At 39.6% G+C, this 23,457-nt stretch carries 21 protein-coding genes; 4 read left to right on the top strand and 17 right to left on the bottom strand.

The window, feature by feature from the left end:
• Window positions 1-179: 179 nt before the first annotated feature.
• A complete protein-coding gene (locus NRL14_RS12230; protein WP_306724766.1) occupies window positions 180-1,037 on the bottom strand; it encodes a tetratricopeptide repeat protein in 858 nt (285 codons plus the stop codon).
• A gap of 111 nt (window positions 1,038-1,148) precedes the next feature.
• Between NRL14_RS12230 and NRL14_RS12225 the strand changes: the two genes are divergently transcribed.
• Window positions 1,149-2,459: a M20 family metallopeptidase gene (locus tag NRL14_RS12225; RefSeq protein ID WP_306724763.1), complete on the top strand. Its 1,311-nt coding sequence runs from the start codon at window positions 1,149-1,151 to the stop codon at window positions 2,457-2,459.
• 67 nt (window positions 2,460-2,526) lie between these two features.
• On the opposite strand, the gene NRL14_RS12220 is transcribed toward NRL14_RS12225, so the two are convergent.
• The 4 genes from NRL14_RS12220 to pomA form a co-directional block, all read right to left on the bottom strand.
• Complete coding sequence (locus NRL14_RS12220; protein WP_306724762.1) at window positions 2,527-4,467, bottom strand: DNA topoisomerase III; 1,941 nt, start codon at window positions 4,465-4,467, stop codon at window positions 2,527-2,529.
• Between the two features lie 42 nt (window positions 4,468-4,509).
• On the bottom strand, window positions 4,510-5,025 hold the full coding sequence (locus NRL14_RS12215; RefSeq protein WP_033032251.1) for a hypothetical protein: 516 nt from the start codon (window positions 5,023-5,025) through the stop codon (window positions 4,510-4,512).
• A 143-nt stretch (window positions 5,026-5,168) separates the two neighbouring features.
• Entirely contained in the window at window positions 5,169-6,089 is a 921-nt protein-coding gene (locus tag NRL14_RS12210) for a flagellar motor protein MotB (protein ID WP_007377460.1), read from the bottom strand.
• A gap of 2 nt (window positions 6,090-6,091) precedes the next feature.
• A complete protein-coding gene (gene pomA / locus NRL14_RS12205; protein ID WP_007377461.1) occupies window positions 6,092-6,859 on the bottom strand; it encodes a flagellar motor protein PomA in 768 nt (255 codons plus the stop codon).
• A 322-nt stretch (window positions 6,860-7,181) separates the two neighbouring features.
• Between pomA and NRL14_RS12200 the strand changes: the two genes are divergently transcribed.
• The 3 genes from NRL14_RS12200 (at window position 7,182) to dxs (ending at window position 10,282) form a co-directional block, all read left to right on the top strand.
• Window positions 7,182-7,424, top strand: coding sequence for an exodeoxyribonuclease VII small subunit (locus NRL14_RS12200; protein ID WP_008137959.1), 243 nt, complete (start codon window positions 7,182-7,184; stop codon window positions 7,422-7,424).
• Window positions 7,425-7,426: 2 nt separating this feature from the next.
• Entirely contained in the window at window positions 7,427-8,314 is an 888-nt protein-coding gene (gene ispA, locus NRL14_RS12195) for a (2E,6E)-farnesyl diphosphate synthase (RefSeq protein ID WP_007377463.1), read from the top strand.
• A 105-nt stretch (window positions 8,315-8,419) separates the two neighbouring features.
• Window positions 8,420-10,282 (top strand): 1-deoxy-D-xylulose-5-phosphate synthase, encoded by a 1,863-nt coding sequence (gene dxs, locus NRL14_RS12190; protein ID WP_306724765.1) that lies wholly within the window; start codon window positions 8,420-8,422, stop codon window positions 10,280-10,282.
• Between the two features lie 81 nt (window positions 10,283-10,363).
• Here dxs and NRL14_RS12185 read toward each other — a convergent pair whose 3' ends face one another.
• From NRL14_RS12185 to thrB, 12 genes are all read right to left on the bottom strand, one after another.
• On the bottom strand, window positions 10,364-13,450 hold the full coding sequence (locus NRL14_RS12185; RefSeq protein WP_007377465.1) for a ligand-binding sensor domain-containing diguanylate cyclase: 3,087 nt from the start codon (window positions 13,448-13,450) through the stop codon (window positions 10,364-10,366).
• Window positions 13,451-13,487: 37 nt separating this feature from the next.
• On the bottom strand, window positions 13,488-13,973 hold the full coding sequence (locus NRL14_RS12180; protein WP_007377466.1) for a phosphatidylglycerophosphatase A: 486 nt from the start codon (window positions 13,971-13,973) through the stop codon (window positions 13,488-13,490).
• Window positions 13,970-14,944 carry a thiamine-phosphate kinase gene (thiL, locus tag NRL14_RS12175; RefSeq protein WP_008137965.1) on the bottom strand — a complete coding sequence of 325 codons (975 nt, stop codon included), beginning with the start codon at window positions 14,942-14,944 and terminating at the stop codon, window positions 13,970-13,972. The genes NRL14_RS12180 and thiL overlap by 4 nt, the downstream gene beginning before the upstream one ends.
• 94 nt (window positions 14,945-15,038) lie before the next feature.
• Window positions 15,039-15,449 (bottom strand): transcription antitermination factor NusB, encoded by a 411-nt coding sequence (gene nusB, locus NRL14_RS12170; protein WP_306724761.1) that lies wholly within the window; start codon window positions 15,447-15,449, stop codon window positions 15,039-15,041.
• A 15-nt stretch (window positions 15,450-15,464) separates the two neighbouring features.
• Window positions 15,465-15,929, bottom strand: coding sequence for a 6,7-dimethyl-8-ribityllumazine synthase (gene ribE / locus NRL14_RS12165; RefSeq protein ID WP_002961753.1), 465 nt, complete (start codon window positions 15,927-15,929; stop codon window positions 15,465-15,467).
• Window positions 15,930-16,029: 100 nt separating this feature from the next.
• Window positions 16,030-17,142, bottom strand: a complete 1,113-nt coding sequence (gene ribBA / locus NRL14_RS12160) for a bifunctional 3,4-dihydroxy-2-butanone-4-phosphate synthase/GTP cyclohydrolase II (RefSeq protein ID WP_306724760.1) — start codon at window positions 17,140-17,142, stop codon at window positions 16,030-16,032.
• A gap of 29 nt (window positions 17,143-17,171) precedes the next feature.
• Entirely contained in the window at window positions 17,172-17,825 is a 654-nt protein-coding gene (locus tag NRL14_RS12155) for a riboflavin synthase (protein WP_165727308.1), read from the bottom strand.
• A gap of 26 nt (window positions 17,826-17,851) precedes the next feature.
• Entirely contained in the window at window positions 17,852-18,976 is a 1,125-nt protein-coding gene (ribD, locus tag NRL14_RS12150) for a bifunctional diaminohydroxyphosphoribosylaminopyrimidine deaminase/5-amino-6-(5-phosphoribosylamino)uracil reductase RibD (protein WP_306724759.1), read from the bottom strand.
• A 166-nt stretch (window positions 18,977-19,142) separates the two neighbouring features.
• Window positions 19,143-19,592, bottom strand: a complete 450-nt coding sequence (gene nrdR, locus NRL14_RS12145; protein WP_002961761.1) for a transcriptional regulator NrdR — start codon at window positions 19,590-19,592, stop codon at window positions 19,143-19,145.
• 106 nt (window positions 19,593-19,698) lie between these two features.
• Window positions 19,699-20,955, bottom strand: coding sequence for a serine hydroxymethyltransferase (gene glyA, locus NRL14_RS12140; RefSeq protein ID WP_008137971.1), 1,257 nt, complete (start codon window positions 20,953-20,955; stop codon window positions 19,699-19,701).
• A gap of 268 nt (window positions 20,956-21,223) precedes the next feature.
• Window positions 21,224-22,507, bottom strand: coding sequence for a threonine synthase (gene thrC / locus NRL14_RS12135; RefSeq protein WP_033041212.1), 1,284 nt, complete (start codon window positions 22,505-22,507; stop codon window positions 21,224-21,226).
• Window positions 22,508-22,518: 11 nt separating this feature from the next.
• Window positions 22,519-23,454 (bottom strand): homoserine kinase, encoded by a 936-nt coding sequence (gene thrB / locus NRL14_RS12130; protein ID WP_306724758.1) that lies wholly within the window; start codon window positions 23,452-23,454, stop codon window positions 22,519-22,521.
• Window positions 23,455-23,457 lie beyond the last annotated feature (3 nt).

The raw sequence follows: 23,457 nt of genomic DNA, 5'->3' as shown, positions 1-23,457 counted from the left end.
AATAGTAATTAAAATTAAGCCCCAAGCAAGCACACATGATAAGCACAAGTTACCCACAAAACCCTGTTGATAACTCTTGTTTTTACATAGCTAAACCACACTAAAGCTATTAATTAAAACCTTAAAAATGCAAAAAGCACCTTATGTAGGTGCTTCTCAAAAGTAATAATTATTAGATTCTAATATAAAATACTATATAACTTGCGACGATACTTAGCTGCGAGCGCGTCACCATCAGGTAAAGAGGCAATAATGGCTAAAAAGCTTGGTTTTGCTTCATTGAAATTCAGATCTTTTTGCAGCACTGTAAATAGTATATCCAATGCTTCTTCTTTTCTGCCGGCTTCATTGAGTAAAATACTGAGCTCTTCTTTTAATTCTAGGTCATTTGGGTACTTTTCTACTTGTTGTTGCTTTTCTTTAATCTCTGGTGAGTCTTTTGCTTCAAGCGCAGCTTCGCATTTTGCTTTTATATTATTAAAGTAAGCATCTTGCTCTTGTGCATCTATTGTATTTATAAGCGCTTGCGCTTCATCTACCTTGTGAATTTGAATACATATGTCTGCTAGCACTAATTTGATACGTGCATTCCCGCTGTCTATTTCATAAGCTTGCTTTGCATAATTAAATGCAGCATTTAAATCTGACTTTAATAACGCTTGCTTTGCTTGTTCTAACAGTAAGTCTTGTTGCGCAGGTAAATGCTTTGCTAGGGCTTCGCGTATTTGTACATCGCTTTGAACACCTGCAAGTAAATCTACTGGTGCAGAGTCTTTTAATAATACAAGCGTAGGCAGTGTTTGAAGACCAACTTGTTGCGCAAGTTGAGAAGCGAGTGCTTGCTCTGCATCGCAATCTAGGTTTGCTACTACTATATGGCTTGCATATTCTGCTGCTACTTTATCTAAAATTGCAGCCTGTCCGATGCAGTCAGGACTTTGAGGAGAGAAAAAGTTAAGCAACACCAATTTTTGTTGTGATGTTTCACCGAGTACTTGTTGAAGGTTTTGCGCATTAATACTAACTATGTTGCCCATTGAATTGATTGCCATATTCGTCTATTTAGGTTTTTATATGGTGGTGAACATAATAATTACAAGTCATATACCTAAATCACTCGGTATACATATTCAACAATAAGGGAAAATATGAAATTAACTTACCTAAGTGCAATACTTTTATTAGCAAGCCCATTAGTACAAGCAAATGGACTCGATCTGAATTTAAGCAAAGCCATGCCAGCTATTGAAAAGTTTTACCTCGATTTACACCAATCCCCAGAGCTCTCTTATCACGAACAAGAAACAGGTAAAAAGATAGCAGATAGATTAACTCAGCTGGGTTTTAAAGTAACAAGTAATGTAGGTGGCTTTGGTGTAGTTGGTATTTATAAAAATGGTGAGGGGCCGACAGTAATGATCCGTACTGACACCGATGGCTTACCTATAATAGAGCAGACAGGAAAGTCCTATGCCTCAAAAGTTAAAGTAACAGACGAGCACGGTGCAAAAGTAGGTGTAATGCACGGCTGTGGCCACGATATCCACATGAGTTCTTTTATTGGAACTGCAGAGCAGTTAATTACTCATAAAAAACAGTGGCAAGGTACATTAATGATGGTTGCACAGCCTGCAGAAGAAGTAGGTGGGGGTGCTAAAGCGATGCTAAGCGAAGGACTATTTAGTAAATATGCAAAACCTGATCATATAATTGCTTTACATGTAAGCGCTAGCGTCCCCGCTGGTAAGGTATCAATGAAAAATGAATACACGATGGCAAGTGTAGATTCTGTCGATATTACAATTAAAGGTAAAGGTGGTCATGGTGCTTATCCGCATACAACTATAGACCCAGTGGTTATAGCTTCACGCACTGTACTTGCTCTACAAACAATCACAAGCCGAGAGCTTTCACCGCTTGAGCCTTCTGTTATTACAGTGGGGTCTATTCATGGTGGTTCAAAACATAATGTGATTTCGGATGAAGTAAAACTACAACTCACTCTCAGAAGCTATAACCCCGATGTAAGAAGCGCTCAAATAGCTGCTATCAAACGAATCACCGCAGGTATTGCACAAAGTGCTGGCTTAAATGAATCTAACTACCCTGTAATATATGTACATGAAGATGAATCGATTCCATCTACTTATAATAACCCTGCACAAACAGACATTGTTAGAAACTCTATTGCCAGCGCAATTGGCGATACTAATGTACTTGAAACACAAGCTGTAATGGCGGGTGAAGATTTTGGCCTATACGGACGTACCGATGAAAACATCCCTATTACCTTATTTTGGCTAGGTGGCGTAAACCAAGCACAATATGCAGATTCGATAAAAACAGGTGAGGTACTTCCTTCTCTACACTCTAGTAAATTTGCACCAGATTATAAAGTTGCTATTCCTACCGGAATAAAAGCAATGAGTAACGCTGCTGTTGCCTTATTTAATAAGTAACCTGAGTTCAGGTTAAGTAATACCAATTCAACATTAAGCAATATGGTTTAATAAAATGGCTCTGTTGCTAACTAGCAACAGAGCTTTTTTTATAACTCGACTTTTTAAAGGTCGCTTTTCCACCTCGTTTAGCAAAACGTTTTTTAGGTGAGGTCTTTGGTAACTTCGCAAATGCATTGCTATCGCAGTTTGCTGCTAATTGAACAAACCCATTTAGGTCAGCAAGTAAAGGCTGTAAAAATTGCTGATAACTCATTGCTTGCTGTGCAATATCACCTAAGCTCGACTCCCACTTTGCGGTTAAATCAGGACTCGCTAAACCTTGTGGTAATACGCTAATAAGAGCAAGTCCCGTTTCGGTCGCTCTAATTGACTTACCTTCACGTTTTAAAAAACGCCGCTTAAATAGCAACTCGATTATTCCCGCACGTGTTGCCTCCGTACCTAAACCATCAGTGTCTTTTAATACTTTTTTAATTTGTGGATCTTTAACATAACGGCTAATGCCCGTCATCGCAGCCAATAATGTGGCATCGGTAAAATAAGCAGGGGGCGACGTATGCTTTTCGACTACTTCGCCTTTATCGCAAAAAAGAGGCATACCTTTTGTTAAAGGAGGTAGCGAGGCTTCATCTTTTAATTCAAATTTACCCATTAACACCTTAAAACCCAAGCTTACATCTTGCTTTGCATTTGCCTTAAAAAGCCCACCAGCAATAATTACCTCAGCTTTAGTTTCGTTATATATATAGTCGGGATAAAACTGAATTAAGTAATGACGGCTTATTAATTGATATACCTTTGCTTCGTCACCGCTCAAACTCGCTGACTTTAACTGCTTAGACGTAGGCACAATGGCATGATGGGCAGCCACTTTTGAATCGTTAAAACATTTACTACGCTTTCTTACATCTGCCCCGTTTACCAATTCACTGCTTTGCCCCCCATTAGCACTTATTGCCTTTAAAATAGCAGATGCTTCTTGATGGTGATCTTTGGGTAAATAACGATTATCTGAGCGTGGGTAAGTAATTAGTTTATGACGTTCGTAAAGTATTTGGCAAATATCCAATACTTTTTGAGCTGGCATACCAAATGCTTTAGCAGCATCTATTTGCAGAGCAGATAAATTATAAGGTAATGGAGCACTTTGCTTTTTTTGTTTTTGGTCGAGTGAAGTAAGTTCAGCACTTTGCTTTGTAATGCGTGAAGCAACATTTTCTGCAAGAGCTTTGTTAAGTATTCGCCCTTCTTCATCTTGATGTGGCTCACATGCTTTGCTTGGAACCCACTTAGCTATGAATGGTTGATTATCTGGAGTAAACAAATGCGCCAATACATCGTAAAAAGGCTTAGATACAAAATTCGCTATTTCGTTATCTCTATTAACAACAAGACCTAAAATAGGGGTTTGAACCCGCCCTACCGAAAGCACATTACCAAATCCTGCTTTTTGCCCAGCTAATGTATATGCACGCGTTAAATTCATACCAAATAACCAATCCGCACGAGAGCGCGCTAAAGCAGATACACTTAACGGAATAAAATCTCGATTAGAACGCATAACGCCCAGTGATTTTTTTACCGCAGATAAATTTAAATCACTAATGAGTAAACGTTGCGTACTTTGCTTTTTAGCCTGACTTATTTTAGCTTCTTCTATTACTTGGTCAACCAGAAGCTGGCCTTCGCGGTCTGGATCGCCAGCATGAATAAGTTGCGAAGCTTGTTTAATTAATTTTTTTAAAACAGTGAGCTGTTTGCGAGTTTTGGTTTTGGCTTTTAACTTCCACTGCTCAGGTATTATAGGTAAGTGATCAAACTGCCACTTTTTAAAGCGCTCATCATAATCATCAGGCTCTGCTTGTTCTAGTAAATGCCCAATACACCACGAGACACAATCACCGTTAGCAACTTCTATATAGCCATCGTGTTTTTTATGTGGTTTTGGTAACGCATCAGCAATAGCGCGTCCAAGTGAAGGTTTTTCTGCAATGTAGAGTTTCATAGCTTGCTCACCACTGTTCATATAAACAGTAGTTTAGCACAGCTATTTTAAAGGAGGGGCTTTTTTATAACCATTACTGGTTATAACTTTATTATTTTTTATCACTAAATAAATCAGCGGAAGATAGCACACCACTATGGTGCCCGTATTAATTAAAGGTAAAAGCGTTTTATACATTAGCGTGCTATAAGATAGATCCCAAAGGTGGCGATCAACAACGCGAAAAAGTTGTAAAATTGGTGCTGTGATAACAACCAACTGACCTAACACACATTGCCATAAGTAAACCTTGTCTTTTATCCCAAGATAAGCAATTAAAGCCATCCAAGCAACGTCATTAAATGCCCAGACAAGATATCTATATATATAAATATCTTTATCAAACTCTCTTAAAGAATCGTATATAAGTGCACCAAATAAGAAAAATACACCTGTGACACATACAAATCGTAATGCTAAAAAATCTTTACGCAAATAGAAAATAACAATAGCTGGGATTAAAAATAAAACCCAGCTAAGTTCAAGAAATGCAATTACCTTATCAACCCATAAAGGCATTGTTATTCTTTCGTCTTATCATCATCTCCGCCACTACCATTTCCCGGCATATCGCTATACTTATATTTTTTATTCATGGGTACTCCATTACATTTGTTAAGATTTATTATCTTAAGTTAAAAAAACTGCTTTGCCAAGCGGTACTATCTTACATCAATTGGGGCTGACTCTTTTGCCTTACCTTGTAAAATAGAAATCTCTACACGCCTGTTACGACGGCGGTCTTCATCTGTATCATTTGGTACAAGAGGTCTTGTTTCAGCTCGCCCAACAACCATCATCCGAGTTTTGTCAAAGCCTTGTACTTTTTGTAATTCACTTGCAACAGCCACAGCACGTTTAGATGATAAATCCCAATTATTAACATACAGTTCATTCGACACCTGAAAATCATCGGTATGCCCTGAAACTGTAATCTCTCCTGGCACATCTTTTAAAAGAACACCGATATCTTGAATTATAGGTTTAAACTTAGGTTGTAAAAATGCACTACCTGAAGGAAAGGAACCGTTTTCTCTAATACGAATAATTATTTGCTGCCCTAAAGACTCAAGCTCTATTGCACCATCAATAATTTGCTTTTCAAGCTGCTGCGCGATTTTTTTAACAAGCTCGTTTGTTTGTTCTTGATCCGCTGCTGAAATAGCCTGCTCTGAAGATTTTTCCTGCGAAGTGCTCCGAGACTCACCACCACGTTTATCACCTCGTTGTTCTTGCCTGCCGCCAGCTGAACTTTCATCACCGGCTTGAAATTCAAGCATTTGCTGAGTCATTTCTACGGTTTGCTGCTGAATAGTTTCAATTGGTGTAGGTTCTGGTTTACCTGGCGTAAACTCCATTGCAATAACCGAGGTACCTTTGGGAATATCTTTTACTTCTATTTTGTTTTGTACACCGAAAGCAAACTTCATCGAGCCTGCTATTTGTTTAAATTTAAGTACATCCATTTCAGAAAATGCAAGCAAGAGTACAAAAAAGCACATCAGTAAAGACATTAAGTCGGCAAAGGTTCCCATCCAAGCAGGTAAACCAGGAGGTGGACATTTACACTCTTGCTCAGACATGGTTACTCCTCAGTATCAACTTTACGTTTTGATTCAGCTAAGTAGTTCTTCAAAATACCTTCAATCACTTTTGGATTTTGACCATCTTGGATACCTAAAACTGCATCTAAAATCAAACGTTGATTCATCGCCTCTTCGTCTTTACGAAGTTCCAATTTAACTTGAATAGGGATAGCCACTACGTTTGCTAAAAAGGCACCGTATAAGGTAGTTAATAGTGCAACAGCCATTGAAGGACCAATTGATTTTGGATCGTCCATATTCGATAACATAGCAACTAAACCAATAAGCGTACCAATCATACCCATTGCAGGAGCAATATCGGCCATCGCTTTAAATAAGCCTGCGCCCATTTCATGTCGTGTTGAAGTTAAAGTGATATCTTTTTGTAAGGTCGCTCTAACAACGTCAGCATCGTGACCATCAACTAGCATATCTACACCTTTACGCATAAATTGATTTGGTATTTCAGCTTCCTCAAGCGCCAGAAAACCGCCCTTTCGAGCTGAATCTGCAAGTTCAACCGCTTTTTCAATTAACTCTTCCGGCGATTCAATTTTAAACATAAAAGCTTTAGCGGCAACTTTACCTATCCCAAAAAATTGTCCCATGGTGTAATTAGATAAAACTATAAATATAGAGCCACCAAATACAATTACCACTGAAGGGGTATTGTAAAACATGGCCATTTCACCACTACTACTCATAAACATGGACATGACAATTAAGCCAATTGCGCCAAGGATCCCTATTATGGTTGCTAAATCCACATTACCTCCAGAGGTTTCATGCACTAAGGCCTTATTGTAAAACTTTTATTATTAACTGCTTATCGGCAACATGCTAAATTGCTTGAGTCATATATGAAAATAAACATAAAAAACAATTTCAGGATTATTTTTAAACAAAGTTACAATGTTAATATAACGATTAATCATTTAAATGATATCAGTATGACCGTAATTAAGGCTTTATTAATCCACATAAAGTAACATTTAGCCGTAATAGAAGAAAAAAACATATCATTCTTTGACCTAGTTTAGCATTCCCCCTAAAATTGGCTCCTAAATTTATCAAGTAAGCTGAAATAAGATGGCGACTAAAAAACCTGAAAACTTAAGTTTCGAACAAGCACTAGAAGAATTATCAATAATTGTTAGTGATATGGAACAAGGTGATTTATCGCTTGAGCAGTCATTGAAGCAGTTTGAACGCGGTATTGCTCTAGCTAACGCTTCATCTGGTAAACTCAAGCAAGCAGAACAAAAGGTATCTATTTTAATGGGTAATGGCGATAAATCAGTACTTACAAACTTTGATAATGATATGGAATAGCGGTGAGCATTAAAGAACATATTGAGCGTGCTCAAATAGACGTTGCATCAGCACTAAACCTTTATTTTGAACAAGCACTTGATAGTGATAGAGCAATAAAAGAAGCAACTCATTACAGTTTGTTTAATGGTGGAAAAAGGCTGCGCCCATTTTTAGTCTACGCAACAGGCAAAATATTAGGGGCAGACAAAAAAGATTTAGATATATTAGCAGCAGCTATTGAATGCATACACAGTTACTCGCTAGTACATGATGACTTACCTGCTATGGATGACGACGATCTGCGTCGTGGTCGACCAACTTGTCATATAGTTTATGGTGAAGCCCAAGCAATTTTAGCCGGCGATGCTCTTCAAACTTTAGCTTTTGAACTAATTGCTAAACATAGTTTTAACTGCTCTGCTCAAACACAGGTAAAAATGATAGCGGCACTCGCCCACGCATCAGGCCTTGAAGGAATGGTTTCAGGTCAAGGTTTAGATATTGCAGCCACTGATAAAATAATTACAGTACAAGAACTTGAGCGAATACATAAGCTAAAAACTGGCGCACTTATTAATTGCGCAATTACACTTGGTGCACTGTGCAGCGAAAATGTTGATGAACAAACCTTAGAAAACTTAAGCGTTTTTGGGTATGCTATAGGGCTTGCATTTCAAGTACACGACGACATTTTAGATGTTGAAGGCGATACGGTTACTTTAGGTAAACCACAAGGCTCCGATATTGCCGCGAATAAAGCGACATACCCTGCGTTATTAGGTATGCTAGGCGCTAAAGAAAAGGCACAAAACTTAATACAACAAGCCCATGAAGCGTTGGCAAATATAGATGCAGACACCACACTTCTTGCATCGCTGGCAAATTACCTAATTGAGCGTGACCACTAATTATTACTCACACGTATTGCAATTAACACTGACATTATTACTCAACATTAATTATTCGTAAAAGCTTTGGATTAATTAATGTTAGCGAAGGATATATATAAAACCATGACACTTGATAGTAGCAAGTATCCATTACTTAATTTGGTTGACGAGCCAGCCCAATTGCGTGATTTAGCGCAAGATAAACTCCCTGCATTTAGCAATGAGCTGCGCGATTATTTACTCAACTCAGTATCGCAAAGTAGCGGTCATCTAGCGTCTGGTTTAGGGACGGTTGAACTAACCGTTGCGCTGCATTATGTTTATAACACTCCAGACGATCGCCTAGTTTGGGATGTGGGTCATCAAGCTTATCCACATAAAATCCTTACAGGTCGTCGCGACCAAATGCACACTATTCGCCAAAAAGACGGTTTACACCCTTTTCCTTTTCGCGATGAAAGCCAATACGATACGTTTAGCGTAGGTCATTCAAGCACCTCTATTTCAGCTGCCTTAGGTATGTCTATTGCCGCCCAAAAAGAAGGCAAAGGTCGAAAATCTGTAGCCATTATTGGTGACGGAGCAATAACCGCAGGCATGGCATTTGAAGCGATGAATCATTTAGGTGATGTAAAATCAGACATGCTTATTATTTTAAATGATAACGAAATGTCGATTTCTGAAAATGTTGGCGCCTTAACAAATCACTTTGCCCGAATTTTATCAGGTAGCTTTTACACTAACATTCGTGAAGGTAGCAAAAAGTTACTCTCAGGCGTGCCTCCGGTAAAGCAACTTGCCAGTAAAATGGAAGAGCATATTAAAGGCATGATGATCCCAGGTACCTTCTTTGAAGAATTAGGCCTAAATTACATCGGCCCAATTGATGGTCACGATGTAAACATGCTTGTAGATACATTACGTAATATGCGTAATTTAAAAGGTCCGCAACTTTTACATATAAAAACGCAAAAAGGTAAGGGTTATAAACCAGCTGAAGCCGATCCGATTGGCTATCATGGCGTACCAAAATTTGACCCAAGCACAACTAGCTTACCTAAATCTAAACCTAGTGCAGCTACTTTTTCAAAAGTATTTGGCGATTGGTTATGCGATATGGCAGAGCAAGACAGCAATTTAATGGCGATTACGCCAGCAATGCGCGAAGGCTCAGGTATGGTGCGTTTTTCTAAAGAATTCCCTGGCCAGTATTTTGATGTGGCCATTGCAGAGCAGCATGCTGTTACTTTAGCTGCTGGTTTTGCCTGTGAAGGTTTAAAGCCTGTTGTGGCTATTTACTCAAGCTTTTTACAACGTGCATATGACCAATTAATACATGATGTTGCACTGCAAAACTTACCTGTATTATTTGCCATTGACCGGGCAGGCATTGTTGGAGCCGATGGTGAAACTCACCAAGGTGCGTACGATTTAAGCTTTATGCGCTGTATTCCAAATATGGTCATTATGGCACCAAGCGACACTAACGAGTGTCGCCAAATGCTATACACCGGTTATAAAGCAAACTGCCCTGTTGCAGTTCGTTATCCTCGAGGTAGCGCAGGTACTGCAGACATTGAAAGCACTATGCAATTGCTTGAAATAGGCAAAGCAAATACGGTTAAACAAGGCAGAAAGATTGCCATTTTATCATTCGGTACATTACTTGAAAACGCACAGCTTGCCGCAAATGAATTAGATGCAACGCTTGTTAATATGCGTTTTATTAAACCACTTGATACTGCTCTTTTAAATGAGCTTGCTACTAGCCACGATACCTTTGTTACGCTTGAAGATAACGCGATTGCTGGCGGTGCCGGCTCTGCAGTTAACGAATACCTCGCAACGCAAAAAGCTGATATTAATATCCTTAACTTAGGTATTCCTGATGAGTTTATTAAACACGGCACGCAAGATGAAATGCACGATGAAATGGGATTAGGCGAGCAAGGAATACTAACCGCGATTAAAACGTTTATTAATTAACTTCTATACATTTAAATGTAGAGCACATTAAAAAAGGAGCCTAGGCTCCTTTTCTAATGTCAAATATTACCCATCAGCGGATCAGCGCATCCACACTTTAATATCAGCTAGGCCATTACTTTGTAAAATACCTAATTGTTGGTCAACGTTAGAATTTTGCTCAAACTCAAATGCATCAAGCTGATCATCAAACGTAATGTTTGCAACACCATCGCCACCACGCTTTTTAACTTGGTGCAGTGCAATATCAGCTAAGTTAATAGATGTCTCCCAACTGATTACTTGCCCACCTAAAAGTGGTAACGGGTAGAAAGACCAACCAATTGACGCCATAATATTAGTACTTTTTCCATTCGGAAGCTGGAATGAATACTCTGCAACAGCTTGGCACAGCTCCGAAGCATAGCTATCTATTTTATTACATTTAAAATCACGCAGTAGGAGTAAAAATTCATCGCCACTCCAACGCGCTACGTAGTCGGATCCTTGTGTGCGAGAGTTAAGTAATGCTGCCATTTGCTGCAAACAGCTATCACCCGCTATTGGGCCATATGCATCGTTAATTCGACTAAAGTTATCAAAGTTGATTATTAGTAAAACAAGTGACTTACCCTGAGCTTGCAGCGATTGAGAATTACGTTGAAAGTGTTCGATATCTTTAGGCAATTGATCGAACAAAAATCGACGACTACGAAGCCCCGTAAGCTCGTCTGAATGACTTACTAGCTTGAGCTGTGAATTCACTTGATTAAGCTTATCATTAGCTTGACGTAACTCTAATGTACGTTCGGTGATCAATCCCTCGAGTGCTTCTTGCTTTCTGCGCTCTTGTGCTCTAAATACCCAAAAAACCAAGTAAAAAAACAAAATGAAGCCACTGGTGATCAACAATCTAAAATAAATAGTTTCATCAAAGCGCTCTGGCACAATAAAGCCGTATTCAGCTTCTTGTGCTTTACTCCAATCTTCACCTTGTCGCTTTGCTTCAAGCTGAAATAAAAACGACCCTGCTGGTAAGTTAGTATAAATAGCTTCTCTACGTGTATTTGCATAACGCCAATCGCTATCTAATCCACTTAGCTTATACCTAAATTCAATGCTGTTTGGTGCATAATAATCTATAGCCGTGTAGGTAAGCGTTATATCTCGCTCATCAGTTTCTAATGATGGTTTTTGACCTAAGGCTGCAGTTGTTAAATTACGCAATGGTGTGGTAATTGTTTCTACTTTTGGCTTCAATGACAACACGCCAAATAGCTCTACGTTTTTAGGGATCTCTACAATCCCTTGCAAACTAGGATACCAAATTGAACTGCCAATATTAGCAACTGCGTCATGGCCTAACCCACTACAACACTGATTAGCTTTACCATCGAGTTGACGATCAAATGAAGAAATAACTTCCTCTACTTTTAAGCTTTTAATATCTGCTTTGAATTGATCTACAGGCATCCTATAAACGCCTTTCATGGTGCTAACCCAAACATGTTTTAGCTTTTCATCGTATTCGAGGCTAAAAATTGATCCATATGGTAGACCATTAGCCGCATCAAGTTGACGCCATTGCCCTTGGGTACTTCTATAAAAAAGCCCATCGTTAAGAGAACCAATTAAAATACCTACACCATCAATATGCAGTACACTTGTTACATAAGCACTTTCTAAAGACGTTTGATCACCAATTTTTTCAATGCCACGCTCGGTAAAGTAATAGGCGCCTTTACTTGTACCTATCACACCAAAATTAGTTTTATCCAATACGTAAGTAATAAACTTACTACCCAAAAATGCATTATACGCAAACGGCGTTAGCCCCGCATAACCAAGACGATATAACCCCCGTCCAGTGCCAATCCAAAAACCACCTTTGCTTGAACGGCTTATAGCAAATACAGGGTTATCACGTAGCGCACGCCCTGGAACGGTATAAAGTGTATTATTCTCATAAACAAATAAACCTCTTCCTGTGGCTATATAGAGTCGCTCACCATCAAACTGTAAGTCATGGACTGACGATCGACTGTATTTACTACTAGGGATCAGATTTATAAAGCTTTTACTTAAATCAAAGTAACCAATACCACTTTTGTTAGCGACCCATAATTTACCATCAGGTGCTTGGCTTATTGCCATAACGGCCTCAGTCATCTCAGATACAGCTGAATGTCGTTCAACCCGCCCTTCATGCGCAAGCCATAAGCCTTCACTAAAGCTTGCTAGCCATACATTATTTTTATCATCACGAAAAATATCTGCAAACCAAATACTTTGATCTAGCTGGCTTGGCTCAACCCATTGCCATTCGCCTGACTTATCTCTAAATAATAAACGCCCGTAAGTTGAAACCCATAATCCACCATTGGTATCACTCATAAACTTATAAACAGCTGAATTATTAGCATTGGGTAAAGGAAATGGCCTTAGCTCATCATCTAAATCTAGAAAATATGCACCTAGTTCTGAAGCCAAGTATAAATTGCCGTTCAAAAATGATAAATCATGCACAATAGTTTGCGCTAAACGCTCTGGTAGCGATATTTTTGCAGTGAGCTCTAAACGTAATTTAGAAAAATCGGAGGCGTTTTTAGTAAGGCGTAACAAATGACGGTCATTAACCAGCCAAATACCTTCCGGAGAAAGTGCCATTTGACTAACTGAGCCGACAATTTGGGTGATTACTGTCGCATTGACAATAGGTAGTTGACCGCTAGCGTGAGTTTGCAAGTCAACTTGCCCTCTATCAACATAATACAAACCATTTGCTGCAATCCAGATACTGCCTTTAGAATCTTCTAAAATATCCCTTACAGGGCCTTTAATATTAAATTCTTGTGCTGCAAATGTTGCCGGGTTAATTACAACTAATCCGCTTTTAGTACCTATCCACAATAACCCGTTCGAATCGATTAAAAGTTTATTAATACCATTACTTGGTAAAAAATAACTATTTTGGGTACTATAGTTAGTAAATGTTGTTCCATCAAAACGGCTTAACCCAAACTGAGTACCCAGCCACATATAACCTTGCTGATCTTGCACTACACTTTTGAGTGATTGTGACGGCAAACCGTCTTTTATATTCCATTGCTTAACGACATAATCAGTAATTGAGGCCCAGCTTGGCGTCGCGCACAACATCAGTACACAAACCAGTAAAAATCGCATCATATTGCTGCCACCTAGTTAAACAATTTAAATATAAAAATTAAAAGGGTAGTAAACCCACTTTTATTAACGCTTGCAAACAAATAAGCGAAAAAATACCAGCCAATATATCATCAGCCATAATACCTAAACCGCCATGTACTCGTTTATCTAGCATACGTATTGGGCCTGGTTTTGCTATATCAAAAAAGCGAAATAACAAAAAGCCAACTAATAAACTCTGCCAGCTAAGCGCTGCGCCAATCATGGTAATGTAATAGCCAGCCACTTCATCCCATACAATTGCAGGATGGTCGTGCACGCCTAAATCATCAGCCGTTTTACCACATGCCCATATACCAAATATACTGATCACTACAGCAAACACAATTTGTAACCATAATGGATAGTACATTGTCATAAAAATAAATGGCAGTGCAGCAAAAGTACCAAATGTACCAGGCGCTTTAGGCGCAAGGCCTGTGCCAAACCCTAAACCAAAAAATTGGTGCGGACGCTTTAAATTAAACTTGCGGTTATTATTCAAACCTGCTCCTTTGCAAAATGCTCAAAGCCATGCTGCTCAAAATTAAACTCTTCACCATTGTATAAAAGCTCAATTTGGCCATCACCACTTTTAACTTGTCCTATACATACGGCATCTACACCATATTGACGTAGTTTTAAATCCAACATCCCTTTATTACTATCAGGAACAGTAAATAACAATTCGTAGTCATCGCCGTAGCTAAGAATAAACGGTAATTGCTGATCAAAATCAAGGCTCGATTTCATCGCATCTGATGTAGGAATACTTTCAACATTAATAACAGCACTTACTTGCGACATATCTAGAATATGGCCTAAATCAGCAATAAGACCGTCAGATACATCAATAGCCGATGATGCAAGTCCGCGTAAAACCTGGCCAGCTGCTACGCGAGGTGTTGGATAATCGAAACGTTTATTAACATATTTTAAATGTTCAGGCTCTATTTTAAAACCTTGCTTGCGCGATTCAATAGCTAAACCTGCATCCCCTAAAGGACCTGTAACATAAATCCAATCCCCCACTTTAGCACCACTTCTGCGCAGAGCTTTCCCCTCAGGTACCGTTCCTTTTGCACAAATAGTAATAGTTAATGGGCCTTGAGTCGTATCGCCACCAATAATTTGTACATTAAAGTATTCTGCAATTTCATGCATGCCTTCAGTAAATTCTTCAATCCACTGCGGATCTATACTTGGCAATGTGAGTGCAACCGAAACCCATGTTGGTTCAGCGCCCATTGCAGCTAAATCACTTAAATTCACAGCGAGTGCTCTATGACCGAGTGCACGAGGGGAAATATCATCAAAAAAGTGCACGCCAGCAACAAGAGTATCTGTTGTAACGGCAAGTTGGCAATTTTGTGGAACAGAGACCAATGCGCAATCATCCCCTATTCCTAGGTTTACATCACGACGAGTGATACCGCGACCTTTAAAGTAGCGATTAATTAATTCAAATTCCTTCATACACAAAAAAGCCGACCTATGCCGGCTCTCCTTTTAACGGTTGTTTAACCAATCACTCTGAAATTTAAAATTTAAAATTCAGAGTGAATTGTTATTACTTGCGTAAATGCTTAACAGCTTTATCAAGTACACCGTTTACAAATTTATGGCTATCTTCAGCGCCAAAAATTTTGGCAAGCTCAATACCTTCGTTAATAGCAACTTTATAAGGTACGTCTTCACGGAACTTAAGCTCATAGCTGCTTAAACGTAAAATTGCACGCTCAACCATATCTAAGTCATCAAACGGACGTGTTAAATGTGGTGATACAGCTTCGTCTAGTTGCTTGTAATTTACAGCAACACCCGTCGCTAAATCTTTAAAGTATTCAACATCAACTTTAGTAACGTCTGTTTCGATCAACATTTGTTGTTCGATATCGGCAATTAGATTGCCACTTATTTGCCAAGAATAAACGGCTTGGAGTGCTAAGATACGTGCTTTACGTCTTGCTGCTGGTTTCACAAAAATTCCTTAAACTTAAATTTTATCTAACACATTAACCATTTCAAGCGCGCCTAAAGCAGCTTCGCCGCCTTTATTGCCCATTTTGGTGCCAGCACGCTCAATTGCTTGTTCAATGCTTTCTGTGGTTAATACGCCAAATGCAACCGGGATATCATACTCAAGTGATACTTGCGCAAGACCTTTGTTTGATTCGCCAGCAACTAGGTCAAAGTGTGGTGTACCACCTCTGATCACTACGCCTAATGCGATGATTGCATCATACTCTTTTTTTGCTGCAACGCGTTTAGCCGCTAAAGGTAATTCTACCGCGCCTGGTACATAAATAACGGTAATGTCGTCATCAGATACGCCACCTGTGCGTTTTAGCTCATCAACAGCACCTGCAAGGAGGCTGCTACCAATAAAGTCATTAAAACGAGAAATGACAATGGCAAACTTTTTGCCTGGAGCGTACTTATTACCTTCAATAATTTTCATTTGATAACCCTAAAAATAAGTTCAAGCGGTTGCGATTGCGCAAAAATTGCTGCGCATCATACCATAAAAATAAAATAATAGCCTAGTTTAAGCGTGATGCTTATTGTGGCTCAATGTAATCAACAACTTCTAAATGAAAGCCCGAAAGTGCATGGTACTTTTTAGGACGACTCATTAATCGCATTTGTTTAATTCCAAGATCGGCAAGTATTTGCGAACCTACGCCAACAGTACGAGATGTACCTTTGAATTTACGTGGCGTAACGCTTTCGCCTGCATCAGCTGCTGCAAATGCTTTCACAGTTGCCTCTAACTCTTCAGTGCTTTCTTGCTTACCTAAAATAACTAAAGCACCTTCATTTTTAGCAATATAGGCCATTGCTTCAGAAAGACCCCAGCTACGGTCAGCACTTCTGTCTGAAAGTAGAATATCGTTAAAGGTACTTTGTAAATGTACACGTACATTTGTCGGCTCTTGATCTTTTATATCGCCTTTGAGCAATACGTAATGTAATTGGCCGTCAATTGTGTCTTTGTAAGTCACCAAATCAAACTCACCATGCTCTGTTGGTAACTTACATTTTGCTACTTGCTCAATTGTTGTTTCGTTTAAGTTGCGGTATTCGATTAAATCAGCAATGGTGCCAATTTTAATACCGTGCTCTTTCGCAAAGACTTCTAAATCAGGGCGACGCGCCATGGTGCCATCAGCATTAAGTATTTCAACAATAACAGATGATGCTTCAAGCCCAGCCAAACGCGCTAAATCACAGCCAGCTTCGGTGTGTCCTGCGCGAGTTAATACGCCACCAGGTTGTGCCATAATAGGAAAAATATGTCCCGGCTGCACAATATCACTTGGTATTGCACCTTTAGCTATAGCCGCTTGCACTGTGCGCGCTCTATCTGCCGCTGAAATACCGGTTGTAACACCTTTAGATGCTTCTATCGACATTGTAAAGTTAGTCGAAAATGCTGCACCATTGTTTTTAACCATCAACGGTAAATCAAGTTGCTCGCAACGCTCTTGCGTCATGGTTAAACAAATTAAACCACGGCCATGGGTAGCCATGAAATTAATCGCTTCTGCGCTAATATGCTCAGCAGCTATTATTAAATCGCCTTCATTTTCTCTATCTTCATCATCCATTAAAATAACCATTTTACCGGCTTTAATATCGTCGATGATTTCTTGCGCGCTGTGTAAATTCATAAATTTGCTCGTGTAAGTTATCAGTTTCGTTATTTAATAAAACCCGCTTTAGCGAGTAAGCTCATCGAAATATCAGAGCCCGTTGGTTGCTCTGCACCTTTTATAAGGCGCTCTAAATAACGTGCAATTTGATCGACTTCTAAATTAACTTGGGTACCTACTTTAAAATGAGCAATTGTGGTTTGCTCACTCGTGTGTGGGACAATTGTTAATTTGAATTTATTACCTTCTACAGCGTTTACTGTCAGGCTTATACCATCAATACATACCGAACCTTTGTACGGAATGTATTTCATTAAATTTTCGTCAGTTGTAAGCCAATACTCTGTTGCTCTGGCGTTTGCTGTAATACTTGTAATCGTTGCAATGCCATCAACATGGCCAGATACTAAATGACCGCCTAAACGCGAAACAGGTTGCATGGCTTTTTCAAGATTCACCGTTTGCCCTAAAGCATAGTGAGCAAAACCGGTTAAACCAATCGTCTCGTTAGATAAATCAGCACTAAAACCGTCAATATGTTTATCAACTACGGTTAAGCAAACGCCATTGGTTGCAATGCTGTCGCCTAGCTTTACGTCTTTCATATCAAGGTCAGCACTTTGGATACGAATGGCTAAGTCGCCTTGTTTTTTTTGTAATAAAGCAATTTTGCCTGTGGCTTCTATTATCCCAGTAAACATAGCGCTACTCTTTTTATTAAGTGATTTTAATGAGTTTTTAACGCGGTGATACGTAAGTCGTCACCAATGCGCGCACATTCATTAAATGTTAAATCAACGGTGTTTTGCATACTCGTCAATTCAGGAAAATTAACTAAACTTTTTGCATCATGGCCCATTAGTTTAGGCGCTAAATAAAAAACAAACTCGTCAACTAAATTAAGCTCTGTCATTTTACCAGCAAGTGTTGCGCCAGCTTCAAGCCAAACATTATTAAACTGCAGTTGCCCAAGTTTTTCTAAAACGGCTTGTAAATCAACTTTACCGTTACTTTCACTGACTTCAATATGCTTTACAAAATGCGGCCATTGCAATGATTTATCAACCTTAATGGTAAATATAATTACATCACTTTGGATTTCAAATAAAGCAAGATCAGGTGTTAAACGGTTTTGAGAGTCAATTATAACACGCACGGGCTGGCGAAGCGGCAAATCAGTAGGCAGTGTGCAAGACAGCTCACTTAGTCGCACATTAAGTTTAGCATCATCGACTAACACGGTATCGGCACCGGTTAAAATAGCGCAGCTTTTCGCTCGGTATAATTGTACGTCTTGTCGAGCAGCAGGACTTGTGATCCACTTACTTTGCCCATTTTTAAGCGCTGTTTTACCATCAATACTTGCTGCCATTTTACAGGTCACATAAGGTAAGCCTTGTTCCATACGCTTAAAAAAGCCAACATTAAGTGCCCGCGCTTGTGATTCAAGTAACCCATAAGCAACGTCAATACCGGCGTCGCTCAATATTTTAAGGCCTTTGCCTGCAACTTGTGGGTTTGTATCAACCATAGCGGCAATTACTTTTACTACGCCCGCCTTTTTTAAGCCTTCAGCGCACGGTGGCGTACGCCCATAATGACTACACGGTTCAAGCGTTACATAAGCCGTTGCACCTTGTGCATTTTTTCCAGCGATTGCCAGTGCATTTACTTCAGCATGACCTTGACCTGCTAATTGATGAAAACCCTCACCAATTATTTGATTATTTTTAACTAATACACAGCCAACATTAGGGTTAGGCGTGGTAGTAAACCGGCCTTTTTTGGCAAGTTCTATGGCACGTGCCATATACATTTCATCATGTTCAGTAAAAGTAATTTGGTTAAGCATTTATTATACCAATTGCGTTAAATAAGTGGTCCATTATAGCGCTAAGAAAATAGCGCAATAACAAGGCGAAAATTATGACATATAGTTGTTCTATATGAATAATTTTTAACGCAGTGAGTGCGCTATTTAATGCGATAGAATGATCATATTTTTAATAAAATTGGTATTACTCCCCTAAGCGGGCAATTTCTTCGCCAAATTCACGTATGTCTTCAAACGAGCGATAAACAGAGGCAAATCTTACATACGCTACTTTATCGAGCTTCTTGAGGGCTTCCATAATGCATTCACCCACCAAGTGGCTTGAAATTTCTCGCTCGCCTGTAGCACGCAACTGCGATTTTATTATATTCACTACTTCGTCTACTTGCTCTGTGCTTACTGGGCGTTTTTCGAGTGCGCGATTTAAGCCATTTAATAATTTATCTTCGTTAAATGGTTCGCGGCTGCCGTCTTGTTTAATAACACGAGGCATAACCAGTTCAGCGCCCTCAAATGTAGTAAAGCGCTCGTGGCAGTCGTTGCACTCACGCCGCCTGCGAACTTGATGGCCTCCACCAACAAGGCGTGAGTCAATAACTTTAGTATCTTTTGCGGTACAAAATGGACAATGCATAGCTCGGTACTTCCGTTTTAAAACAAAAAAGACCGCTAAATAGCGGTCTTTTATCTTAGCAAAAAAATAGGGCCTGTTGTGCTCTAAATTACTGCTGCTTATGCAATTAAGCGTATACAGGTAATTTTGCACAAATTGCTTTAACTTTTTCTTTAACTTGCGCCTGTACAGATTCATCAGTGATGTTATCTAGTACGTCACAAATCCATCCAGCAAGCTCTTTTGATTCTTCTTCTTTGAAACCACGACGAGTGATTGCAGGAGAACCAATACGCAAACCAGATGTTACAAACGGAGAACGTGGATCGTTTGGCACTGAGTTTTTATTAACTGTGATGTTAGCGTTACCAAGGGCTGCGTCTGCATCTTTACCAGTAATATCTTTATCGATTAAATCGAGTAGGAATAAGTGGTTTTCAGTTTTGTCAGATACGATTTTGTAGCCGCGCTCTTGCATTACAGCAACCATTGCTTTTGCGTTTTTAACAACTTGTGTTTGGTATACTTTAAATTCTGGCTGAAGCGCTTCTTTAAATGCCACTGCTTTTGCTGCAATAACGTGACATAAAGGGCCACCTTGGCCACCAGGGAAAACTGCGCTGTTAAGCTTTTTATAGATTGCTTCGTCGCCACATGCAGAAATAATTAAACCACCACGAGGACCAGCAAGTGTTTTATGCGTAGTTGTAGTTACAACATGTGCATGAGGAACTGGGCTTGGGTAAACCCCTGCCGCAATTAAACCTGCAACGTGAGCCATATCAACAAACAGGTAAGCACCTACTTTGTCAGCAATTTCACGGAATTTAGCCCAATCAACAATACCTGAGTACGCTGAGAAACCACCAATAATCATTTTTGGTTTGTGCTCAAGTGCTAGTGCTTCAACTTGTGCGTAATCAATTTCGCCCGTTGCTTCATCTAGTCCGTATTGGATTGCATTGTAAAGCTTACCAGAGAAGCTTACGTGAGAACCGTGAGTTAAGTGACCACCATGAGCTAAGCTCATACCTAATACAGTATCGCCTGCTTCTAATAGCGCTAGAAAAACAGCAGCGTTTGCTTGCGAACCAGCATGTGGCTGTACGTTTGCGTAGTCAGAACCAAATAATTCGTTAGCACGGTCAATTGCTAATTGCTCAACAACATCTACATGCTCACAACCGCCATAATAACGTTTGCCTGGGTAACCTTCTGCGTATTTGTTAGTAAGCTGTGAACCCTGTGCTTCTAGTACACGTGGGCTACAGTAGTTTTCAGATGCAATTAGTTCAATGTGCTCTTCTTGGCGAGCAGTTTCTTTAGTGATTGCGTCAAATAACTCTGGATCAAAATCCGAAATATTCATGCTACGTTCTAACATTGGGGTCTCCTAGGGCAACGTGTATGGTGTTTTTTAGAGGCTTTATTGTACGCTTTAAACGACTCTTTGCCTACGCTCTTAAGTTGAGGATATTTAAACAGGGATTGAAACTATTTCACAGACTTTTTAAGATGATATTTTTTAATAAGTACATAACTATTTTAAATGCATTTCATTTTTCACATTTAATTAGCTAATGAAAGCCTCTCTTTTTTGAATTATAATTTATAAAAAAAGCGGCCATAGCCGCTTCAATTGTTATTTTTTATTATCCTAGCTTTGCAAGTATTTCTGTACGTAATGCGTCGTAATCGGCGTTTATATCGCTTGCTAGACATGGTTTTGCTAATGCATCGCTAAGTGGTTTTGGCATATCCAATTCAATATTTAAAATATCCTCCACGCTTTCTTTAAACTTAGCAGGGTGAGCGGTCGCTAAAAAGATACCCGCTGCACCAGGCGCTCGATTTTCAACAAGACCTTGGTACGCAATAGCAGTATGAGGCTCTGCAACATAACCCGTTTGTTGAATTTTTTTCATCACCGATTGCGTGTCTTGCTCGTTTACGCTAGTTGAATAAAAGTTATCGTAGCTAAACCAGTTATTATCTAACATTGTTTGCACACGCGGCCAGTTGTTTGGCTTACTTACATCCATTGCATTTGAAAGCGACTCAAGTGTTGCGTTTGGCGTCCACGTTTTATCAAGCATAAAGCGCGGCACAGTATCATTTTGGTTGGTTGTTGCACTTAATTTACCTACAGGTAAGCCAATAACCGCACCAATCATTGCAGCACATACATTACCAAAGTTGCCACTTGGCACTGATATATGCGCTGTTGCGCGTTTTTCTTTTGGTAGTTGTGCAATGGCCTCAAAGTAATAACAAACCTGAGCAACTAAACGGCTAATATTAATTGAATTAGCAGAATTAAGCCCAAGTGTTGATTTAACTTCTTCATCTAAAAAGGCATTTTTAACCAACTCTTGGCAATCATCAAAACTGCCCTCAACTGCGTAACAATGAATATTGTTACCTAGCGTGGTAAATAGCTTTTGCTGAGCAAGTGAAATTTTGCCTTTAGGATATAAAATTACAACATCAATATTTGGCTTATTATAAAAAGCATGTGCAACGGCTGCACCAGTATCGCCCGATGTTGCGGTTAAAATAGTTACTTTTTCATCTTTATTAAATTGCGCTAAACACTCTGCCATAAAGCGACCACCAAAGTCTTTAAACGCAAGCGTAGGACCATGAAACAACTCTAAGCAGTATGTATTCTCTTCAACCTCCACCAGCTTAACTGGAAAGTTAAATGCATTTTTAACCATTTGTGCCACAGTGTCGCTTGGTAGCTCATCACCAATTAGGTGAGATAATATTTTGCCACTGCGTGTAACAAAGTCCATATCAAGCAATGCATCAACATCGGACAGTGGGGCAAGGGTTTCAGGAAAAAACACACCTTGATTACGACCCAAACCTGTTTTTACGGCTTCAACGAACGACACTTTTTGTGAGCTATCTTTTAAATTATGTAATTGCATGACTACCTATCCTATAAAACTGTTAATTGACGCGTGCCGTCGTTATCTAATTTACAAATGTGGCAAAAGCCTTGCTTGTTAATGTAATTTGCCTCTAACCACTGTGCGCATTGCTGCGCAGCTTCAAGTGTTTTACATACACTAAACAAGGTGGGTCCTGCGCCCGAAATACTCACTATTTCAGCGCCCAGCGCTGGCAAGCTTCCTTTAGCTTCACTAAAACCTTTAATAAGCGGTGCGCGGTAAGGTTCTGCTATTTCATCTTTCATTATGCTTAGCGCATCGTCAAAACGGTTAGTTAACAGTAAGCTACTAAATGCCGATAAACGCTGTGCAAACTCAACACTTGCATGCATGCTCAACTCTTTTGGTAAAACCGAGCGCGCTTTTGCAGTGTTGAGTGAAAAACCAGGGAACGCAGCAACGTAGTACCAATTATCATCAACAGGCAGTGCAATCGATTTATCAGGGATTAAATCACCTGTTAATTGCAAACCACCTAAATAGCATGGCGTGATGTTGTCGTAATGACGACCGCCGCTTACCACAGCTTCAAAGTCAGCCATAAGCTCAATAAGCTCAACCTGACTTAAGTTAGTTTGTGCAAACTTATCAAGAGCTGCAAAGGTAGCCACTACCGAACATGCACTAGAGCCAAGCCCAGATCCAATTGGTAAATTCTTTTTAAGCTCGAGCTTTACGCTTGGCATATTAGGCGCAACATGCGCTCTAAAATGCACTAAACACTGGTACGCTAAATTTTCATTAGCATCACTTGGTAACTTGTGAGCGTAGTCGCCAGTGCAAATAAATTCGTCACTTGGTGCTGCACTTACAATGGCTACATCGCCTAATAAACTGCCATCAATTGGCGCAAGCGCTGCGCCAAGTGCATCAAAACCCACTGCAAAATTACCAATAGACGCCGGAGCATATACTTCAATCATAAC

Origin of the sequence: Pseudoalteromonas sp. 20-92 (assembly GCF_030847595.1) — a bacterium.
Taxonomy (GTDB): Bacteria; Pseudomonadota; Gammaproteobacteria; order Enterobacterales; family Alteromonadaceae; genus Pseudoalteromonas; species Pseudoalteromonas fuliginea.
This window is presented reverse-complemented; position numbering and strand designations above follow the sequence as displayed.